This window comes from Dietzia cercidiphylli (genome assembly GCF_014145145.1).
GTDB lineage: Bacteria > Actinomycetota > Actinomycetes > Mycobacteriales > Mycobacteriaceae > Dietzia > Dietzia natronolimnaea.
In genome coordinates, this window is the sequence record NZ_JAALEA010000024.1 from 1 (window position 1) to 7,730 (window position 7,730).

At 70.2% G+C, this 7,730-nt stretch carries 6 protein-coding genes; 4 read left to right on the forward strand and 2 right to left on the reverse strand.

Going from position 1 to position 7,730, the window contains the following annotated elements:
- Positions 1–40: 40 nt before the first annotated feature.
- Together dtd and G6028_RS01475 are read left to right on the forward strand one after the other, a co-directional pair.
- Positions 41–484: a D-aminoacyl-tRNA deacylase gene (dtd, locus tag G6028_RS01470; protein WP_182640123.1), complete on the forward strand. Its 444-nt coding sequence runs from the start codon at positions 41–43 to the stop codon at positions 482–484.
- Positions 485–623: 139 nt separating this feature from the next.
- Positions 624–1,592, forward strand: a complete 969-nt coding sequence (locus tag G6028_RS01475; protein ID WP_179525209.1) for a sigma-70 family RNA polymerase sigma factor — start codon at positions 624–626, stop codon at positions 1,590–1,592.
- 159 nt (positions 1,593–1,751) lie between these two features.
- Here the strand turns inward: G6028_RS01475 and G6028_RS01480 are convergent, their stop codons facing one another.
- Entirely contained in the window at positions 1,752–4,493 is a 2,742-nt protein-coding gene (locus G6028_RS01480; protein ID WP_182657828.1) for a bifunctional acetate--CoA ligase family protein/GNAT family N-acetyltransferase, read from the reverse strand.
- Between the two features lie 62 nt (positions 4,494–4,555).
- The gene (locus G6028_RS01485; protein WP_182657829.1) at positions 4,556–5,788 is read right to left on the reverse strand and encodes an acetoin utilization protein AcuC; all 1,233 of its coding nucleotides are present in this window, start codon (positions 5,786–5,788) and stop codon (positions 4,556–4,558) included.
- A 226-nt stretch (positions 5,789–6,014) separates the two neighbouring features.
- On the opposite strand from G6028_RS01485, the gene G6028_RS01490 reads away from it, so the two are divergent.
- Positions 6,015–6,704 carry an iron-dependent transcriptional repressor DtxR gene (locus G6028_RS01490; RefSeq protein ID WP_182657830.1) on the forward strand — a complete coding sequence of 230 codons (690 nt, stop codon included), beginning with the start codon at positions 6,015–6,017 and terminating at the stop codon, positions 6,702–6,704.
- Entirely contained in the window at positions 6,701–7,681 is a 981-nt protein-coding gene (gene galE / locus G6028_RS01495; RefSeq protein WP_182657831.1) for a UDP-glucose 4-epimerase GalE, read from the forward strand. The genes G6028_RS01490 and galE overlap by 4 nt, the downstream gene beginning before the upstream one ends.
- Positions 7,682–7,730: the final 49 nt, after the last annotated feature.

A 7,730-nucleotide genomic window follows, 5' to 3' on the forward strand; every position in this document is an offset into this window, starting at 1 on the left:
CCGGCGTCCGCGTCGCCGCCACCCCGGGGCCGGTGGGCGGGTGAGGGCCGTCATCACGCGCGTCACCGAGGCGTCGGTCACCGTGGACGGGGAGATCGTGGGCGCACTCCCCCGCGCCGGGCTGCTGGTGCTGCTGGGGGTGTCGACCGACGACGACGAGGTGGACGTCGCCACGATGGTCCGCAAGATCGCGGAGCTGCGCATCCTGCCGGGTGAGGCGGGCGCGGTCGAGATCGGCGCGCCCGTCCTGGTGGTCAGCCAGTTCACCCTCATGGGGTCGACGAGCAAGGGGCGCCGACCGTCGTGGTCCCGCGCGGCGCCCGGGGCTCGGGCCGAGGCCGCGGTCGATGCGGTGGTGCGAGGTCTCCGTGAGCGGGGACTCGAGGTCGAGACCGGGGCGTTCGGCGCGATGATGCAGGTCAGCTCCGTGAACGACGGCCCGTTCACCGTCCTCGTCGACACCTCGGGTTCCCGGACGTCGTGACGGACGTCATGGGCCCGGGAACATTCCCGGCACCCCCGCCGTTGTAGCAGTACGTGACCGTGACCCGGACACGCGTCCGTTCCGTCCATCAGCAACCGACCGCCGACTCTGATCCCCCGGGCCGGCAGGAGGAGGAGACATGACGTCAGCCACCACCCGATCGGACCGTCGGACGGAGGCGGATTCGGATGGCCAGAGCCCCAGCGCGGACCTCGTCCGCGTCTACCTCAACGGGATCGGCAAGACGGCTCTTCTGAACGCCGAGGACGAGGTCGAACTCTCCAAGCGCATCGAGGCCGGCCTCTACGCCGCCCATCTCCTGGCCACCAAGAAGCGGATGGGCCCCACCAAGAAGGCCGATCTCAAGGTGATCGTCGCGGAGGGCGAGGCCGCCCGCGCACACCTCCTCGAGGCCAACCTGCGCCTGGTGGTCTCACTCGCCAAGCGCTACACGGGGCGCGGCATGCCGCTGCTGGATCTCATCCAGGAGGGCAACCTGGGCCTGATCAGGGCCATGGAGAAGTTCGACTACGCCAAGGGCTTCAAATTCTCGACCTACGCCACGTGGTGGATCCGCCAGGCCATCACCCGGGGGATGGCCGACCAGTCCCGCACCATCCGGCTCCCTGTGCACCTGGTCGAGCAGGTCAACAAGCTCGCCCGCATCAAGCGGGAGCTCCACCAGCAGCTCGGGCGAGAGGCGACTCTCGACGAGCTGGCGGAGGAGTCGGGGATCCCCGCGCACAAGATCGAGGAACTGCTCGACCACTCGCGCGACCCGGTGAGCCTGGACATGCCCGTCGGCGCGGACGAGGAGGCGCCGTTGGGCGACTTCATCGAGGACGCCGAGGCCACCAGCGCCGAGAACACGGTCGTCACCAACGTCATGCACTCGGACGTCCGTGCGGTCCTGTCCACGCTCGAGGAGCGCGAGCAGCAGGTCATCACACTGCGGTTCGGTCTCGACGACGGCCAGCCCCGCACTCTCGACCAGATCGGTAAGCGTTTCGGGCTCTCGCGTGAGCGCGTCCGCCAGATCGAGCGCGAGGTCATGGCGAAGCTCCGTGAAGGGCGCCGCGCCGACAAGCTCCGCTCCTACGCGGTCTGAGGTCCGGGCCGGACGAGGACACCACGACGCCCCGGCTCCACGGTCAGGCGGGTTCACACCGCCACCGGAGCCGGGGCGTCGTCGTGTTCGGACCGGGCGACGAGCCGCGCCGGCGCAGTGGCCGACCCGCCGCGCACGCCGCGCCGGCTGTACCGACAGCTAGCGCAGTCTCCGCGGGCCCTCGTCCCCGCTGAACCGCGGGGGCGGCCCCAGATGGACCTGTGCGTACAACACGGACACACCGTCGGGGGACGCGAGCGCGGGGTCGAGAGACAGCCGTCTGAGCTCGGGGACGTCCTCCACCAGGCACGACATCCGGCCCATGAGGTCCACCAGGGCGTCTTTGTCAGCCGGGGTGTCCCCCGCATATCCGTCGAGGATGGGCGCGGCCCGTGGACGATCGAGGAGTGACCGGGCCTCCGAGGGGGAGATCGGCAGGGTACTGAACGCGCGATCGGCGAGGAGGTCAGAGAGCATCCCGGACAGGCCGAAGGAGATAAGCGAACCGAAGATCGGGTGGTCCGCCACCCGGATCGTCGCCGCGACCCCCTTGGTGGCCATCTTCTGGACGTGGAGTGCCCGGGAGCCGGTGGTCGCCCGGAGGTCGTCGAACGCGTGACGAACGGCTCCCGCGTCGGTCAGGTCCAAGCGGACCCCGGACTGGTCACTGCGGGTCCGCCACTTCTCCCCCATCGCCTTGACCGCCACCGGGTATCCGAGTTCCTCGGCCGCCATGGCCGCCTGCTCCACCCCGACCGCGACACGGTAGTCGACGATCCCGACCCCGTAGCACTCCAGCAGACTGCGGACCTGACCCTGGGTGAGTTCGAACGATTCGCTCCCGCTGTTCGAGTGACACAACGAATCGACGAGATCCCGAGCGCGGGCGCGGTCGATGTCGTCGTACTCGGCCGGTTCCTCCGCGGGCTGGTCCAGCCACTCGGCGTAGCGGCGGGCGCGCACCAGCGCCGACACCGCACGCTCGGGGTACGGGTACGAGGGGATGGAACCCCGTGAGGCCACGCCGGACTCGTCGGTGATGGTGAGCCCCTCGGGCAGTCCCTCGCCGGCGAGGAAGGTACTCACCACCGGCTTGGAACTGTCGGCCGCCGCGGCGCGGATGGCCTCGGCGTAGGCGTCCGGCTCGGTGGCCACCGGTGGAACGAAGACCGTCAGGACCGAGTCCACCTCGTCGCGGGCCACCACGTCGGCTATCGCGGCCCGGAAGTCCTCGGGTAGCGCTCCGGCCCCCAGGTCGACCGAGTGCGCCACGGTGAATCCCTGCAACCGCGCGGAGTCCCCGCCGAGTCGCCCGACGGCGGTCGAGTTCCCGACGATCGCCAGACGGCCGCCCGCCGGCAACGGCTGATAGGCGAGCAGCGTCGCGGTGTCGAACATGTCGGTGATGGAGTCCACCTGAATGAGCCCGGAGTCGCGGAACAGACCGCGGATGGCCGAGGCGGTGAGACCCTGGACTCCCGATTCCAGGTCGTCGGCGGCCCGGCGCACCACCACGACCGGCTTGTTGCGGGCCACCCGGCGCGCGATCCGCGAGAACTTGCGGGGGTTGCCGAAACTCTCGAGATAGAGCAGGACCACCTCGGTCCCGGTGTCGGTATCCCAGTACTGGAGCAGGTCGTTACCGGAGACGTCGGCACGGTTTCCCGCGGAGACGAAGGTCGACAGTCCCAGACCCCGGCGGGCGGCGGCGGCGAGGATGGTGATCCCCAGGGCACCGGACTGGCAGAAGAACCCCGCCCGGCCCGGCCCCGGGACCACCTCGGCGAGGGTGGCGTTGAGCTGGACGTCGGGGGAGGTGTTGATCACCCCGAGGGCGTTGGGCCCCACCACCCGCATCCCGTGGGCGCGGGCCTCGCTCACCAGGCGACGCTCGGACACCACACCGGCGCTGCCCACATCGGAGAACCCGGCCGAGATCACGACGAGGGTCGACACCCCCTTGGACAGGCAGTCGTCGAGCACCTCGGACATGGACGCGGCCGGCACCGCCACCACGGCCAGGTCGACCGGATCGGGGATGTCGCGGACACTGGCATAGGCACGGACGGACTGCACGGAGGTCGCATCGGAGTTCACCGGGTAGACCGGACCGGAGAACCCGTTCCCGATGAGGTTGCGCAGGACCGTGTGGCCGATCTTTCCCACCTGGTCCGAGGCACCGATGACGGCCACCGAGGCGGGGGTCAGGACCCTCGCGAGACTGCGCGCCTCGGCCGCGGTCTCGCGGGCGTTGCGGACGTTGGTCAACGCCTCGGTGGGGTCGATCGCGAACTCGAGATGCAGGGTGGATCCGTCGAAGGAGCGCGAGATCTCGTACCCCGCCCGACGGAACACCTGGATCATCGACCGGTTCTCCGAGAGCACCTCCGCCTCGAAGTGGTCGATCCCGCACTCGGCGGCGGACCCCGCGAGATGCTCGAGGAAGATCGATCCGAGCCCCCGGCCCTGGTGCTGGTCCGAGATGGTGAACGCCACCTCCGCGAACGTCGAGTCCGGGAGCCTTTCGTAGATCGCCATCCCGATGATCTCCGCGCCCAGTTCCGCGACGAACGCCATCCGGTCGCGGTAGTCGACGTTGGTCATCCGCTGCAGTTCCTTGGCCGACAGGACGTCGTGGGAGCCGAAGTAGCGCAGGTAGCGGGTCCGCTCGGAGAGGCTGGCGTGGAAGCGGGTGATCTTCTCGGAGTCGTTGGGCAGGACCGGCCGGATCCGCACCGCCCGGCCGTCGGAACCCAGGACATCCGCCGCCCACTCGTGTGGATAGCCCTCCGGATAGTCGTCGACCGCCGTGTCGGTGGAGGCGTGTTCTGGCGGGTTGACGACCGGCGCGTCACCCTCGGGGGCGCCGCCGTCGGTCGTTCCGTCACCGGGGTTGGCCATCGTGGTCCTCCATGAGACAACTGTTGTGAATGGTGGGCACCCGCGACGCGGGGGTGGTGCGGTCAGTCCCGGGGATCGTCCGGGTCGAGTCCGAGCAGGGGGTACACCGAGCGGCGGGTGTCGAGGATCGACTGGTCGAGTCGGGCCAGTGTCCGGTCCACCTCTCCCCCACGATCGGCACCGGCGGGCTCCCAGAGCGTGTGCGCGGGATCTCCGCCGTCACTCATCGTCTGCGGGACCCTGTCCGGAACGGTGAACCGGGCGGCCATGGCCTTCCACTCCTCCGGTACCCGGGTCCCCGGATCCACGGGGACGCCGAGGACGGCGGCGATGAGATGGGTCCACGATCGCGGGACCACCCGGACCAGCTCGTAGCCCCCACCGCCGATGGCGATGATCCGCCCCTCGCAGAGCTCGTCCGCCAGTGCGATGAGTCGGAGGTAGGACTCGCGGTGCCCGTCGACCGTGAGGGACAGGTCGGCGAGCGGGTCCTCGCGGTGCGAGTCGCATCCGGCCTGCATGACGATGATCTGTGGCTCGAAGGCCCGCAGGACCCCGGGAACGACCGCGTGGAACCCGCGCATCCACAGCCCGTCGGTGACCGCCGGCAGGAACGCCAGGTTGACCGCGGTCCCCTCCGCGCGGCCCACCCCCGTCTCCGATGCCCAGCCCGTCGACGGCCACAGGGTCGCCGGGTGCTGGTGCAGGGACATGGTCAGCACACGCGGATCCTCGTAGAAGGCGGCCTGGACACCGTCCCCGTGGTGGACGTCGATGTCCACGTAGGCGATGCGGTCGTACCCGTTGTCGAGCAACCAGCTGATGGCCACCGCGGCGTCGTTGTAGACGCAGAAGCCGGCGGCGGCCGCGGGCATGGCGTGGTGCATGCCGCCGGCCACGGAGACCGCCCGCGTCGCGGCGCCACTGGCGATCGCCCGCGCTGCGGCCAAGGTTCCTCCGGCCACCGCGGCGCTCGCCTCGTGCATGCCCGGGAACGTCGGGTTGTCCGCCGTGCCGAGACCGTGACTCATCCCGAAATGCTCCCCGGGCGGCAGGTCACCGGCCGCCCGGACGGCACTGATATAGCGGGAGGTGTGGACGCGCAGCAGTTCCTCCTCGCTGGCCGCACCGGGGTCCAGCATCTCCACGCCCTGCAGAACCCCCAGTTCCGTGGCGAGCGACATGGTCAGATCGAGTCTGCGCGGACTCATCGGATGATCGGCGGAGTGCCGGTACTCCATCAGTGAGGGACTCCACACCACCGCGGCCGCGACGCCGTCCCGGATACCGGCCATTGCCACCCGTCCTCCCGTCGCACCGGGACGTTCCCGGCGGCCCACATCCGATGGGATCACCGAGGTGTGCGCCCCACGAATCTACGCGGCGGGACCCGGCCCGACCCCCGATTGCCCGCTCCCCACCCCGGTTCGAGGCCCGACGGTAGTCTCGACCGAGAACCCGGATGGGACCGTCGACCACCGGGGGCGACTGTCTGCGACGATCCGACGTGGAGGATTCAGCGTGAAAGACCTGGTGGACACCACCGAGATGTACCTCCGCACCATCTATGAGCTCGAGGAGGAGGGAGTCATCCCGCTCCGGGCCAGGATCGCGGAGCGACTCGAGCAGAGCGGTCCGACCGTGAGCCAGACGGTCGCGCGGATGGAACGCGACGGCCTGGTACACGTGGCACCCGACCGTCATCTCCAGCTCACGACGACCGGCCGGGATCTGGCCGTGGACGTGATGCGCAAGCACCGTCTCGCGGAGCGACTGCTCGTCGATGTGATCGGGTTGGAGCTGGAGAAGGTCCACGCCGAGGCGTGTCGATGGGAGCACGTCATGAGTGACGACGTGGAGCGTCGCCTCATCGAGGTACTCGACGATCCGAGGACGTCGCCGTACGGCAACCCCATACCAGGGCTCGACCGGATCGGGTACACCTCCCGGATCGCCGACGACCGCGCGTTCACCCGCCTCTCGGCGCTGGACACGGACATCCCGCACAGCGTCCGCATCCAGGCGATCGGCGAGAACGTCCAGATCGACACCGACCTCATCTCCGAGCTCCGCGCACACGGTGTGGAACCACTGCGGACCGTGACCGCGACCCGGCGGGGCCACCTCGTCGAGCTCGACTCCGGTGACGGTCACACCGTCGAGCTCGACGGCGACCACGCGCACGCGATCCAGGTCGAGATCCTCCCGTGAAGCTGCTCGTCACCGGTGGGGCGGGATACGTCGGGGGGGTCTGCGCGACGGTACTCGTCGAGCGCGGACACGAGGTCGTGGTCCTGGACGACCTCTCCACCGGCAACAGGTCGGGCGTCCCGGCGGCGGCGACGTTCATCGAGGGGGATGTCGCCGCCCTGGCGGGCGAGGTCCTGGACCCGGGATTCGACGGGGTCCTGCACTTCGCCGCCCGCTCCCTCGTCGGGGAATCGGTGGAGAAGCCCGGGGAGTACTGGCAGGGCAACGTCGTGACCTCCCTCGCGCTCCTCGACGCGATGCGCGCCGCCGACGTCACCAACCTCGTCTTCTCGTCCACCGCGGCGACCTACGGCGAGCCGGAGCAGATCCCGATCACCGAGGACATGCCCACCCGGCCCACCAACACCTACGGCGCCACCAAGCTGGCGATCGATCACGCCATCACCTCGTACGCGGTGGCCCACGGGCTCGCCGCCACGAGCCTGCGCTACTTCAATGTGGCCGGCGCTCACGGTCCGGTGGGAGAGAACCGCGTCGTCGAGACCCACCTCATCCCGCTGGTGCTCCAGGTGGCCCTGGGACACCGGTCCGACATCAAGGTCTTCGGCGACGACTGGCCCACCCCGGACGGGACCTGCGTCCGCGACTACATCCACGTCGCCGACCTCGCCGACGCGCACCTGCTCGCCCTCGAGTCCAACCGACCCGGCGTCCACCGCGTACTCAACCTCGGCAGCGGGGAGGGCTTCTCCGTCCGCGAGGTGATCGACGTGTGCCGCGAGGTCACCGGGCACCCGATCCCGGACGTGGTCGCACCACGCCGAGCCGGCGACCCGGCAGTCCTCGTGGCCTCCAGCCAGAAGGCGATGACCGAGCTGGGGTGGACCCCCACCCGCACCGACCTCCGCACCATCGTCCGCGATGCGTGGGCGTTCACGTCGGCCCTGGGTGATCGGGCGCACTCCGCCCCGCGGTAGTCCCGGGCCGGCGCGGGCGGGAGCGCCCCGACCGCGCCGGCCTCCTGGG

What these genes read in the sequence shown, in the direction of transcription:
- G6028_RS01475 (WP_179525209.1), top strand. Translation starts at nt 624, where the DNA reads ATGACGTCAGCCACCACCCGATCGGACCGTCGGACGGAGGCGGATTCG.
- G6028_RS01480 (WP_182657828.1), bottom strand. Translation starts at nt 4,493, where the DNA reads ATGGCCAACCCCGGTGACGGAACGACCGACGGCGGCGCCCCCGAGGGT.
- G6028_RS01485 (WP_182657829.1), bottom strand. Translation starts at nt 5,788, where the DNA reads ATGGCCGGTATCCGGGACGGCGTCGCGGCCGCGGTGGTGTGGAGTCCC.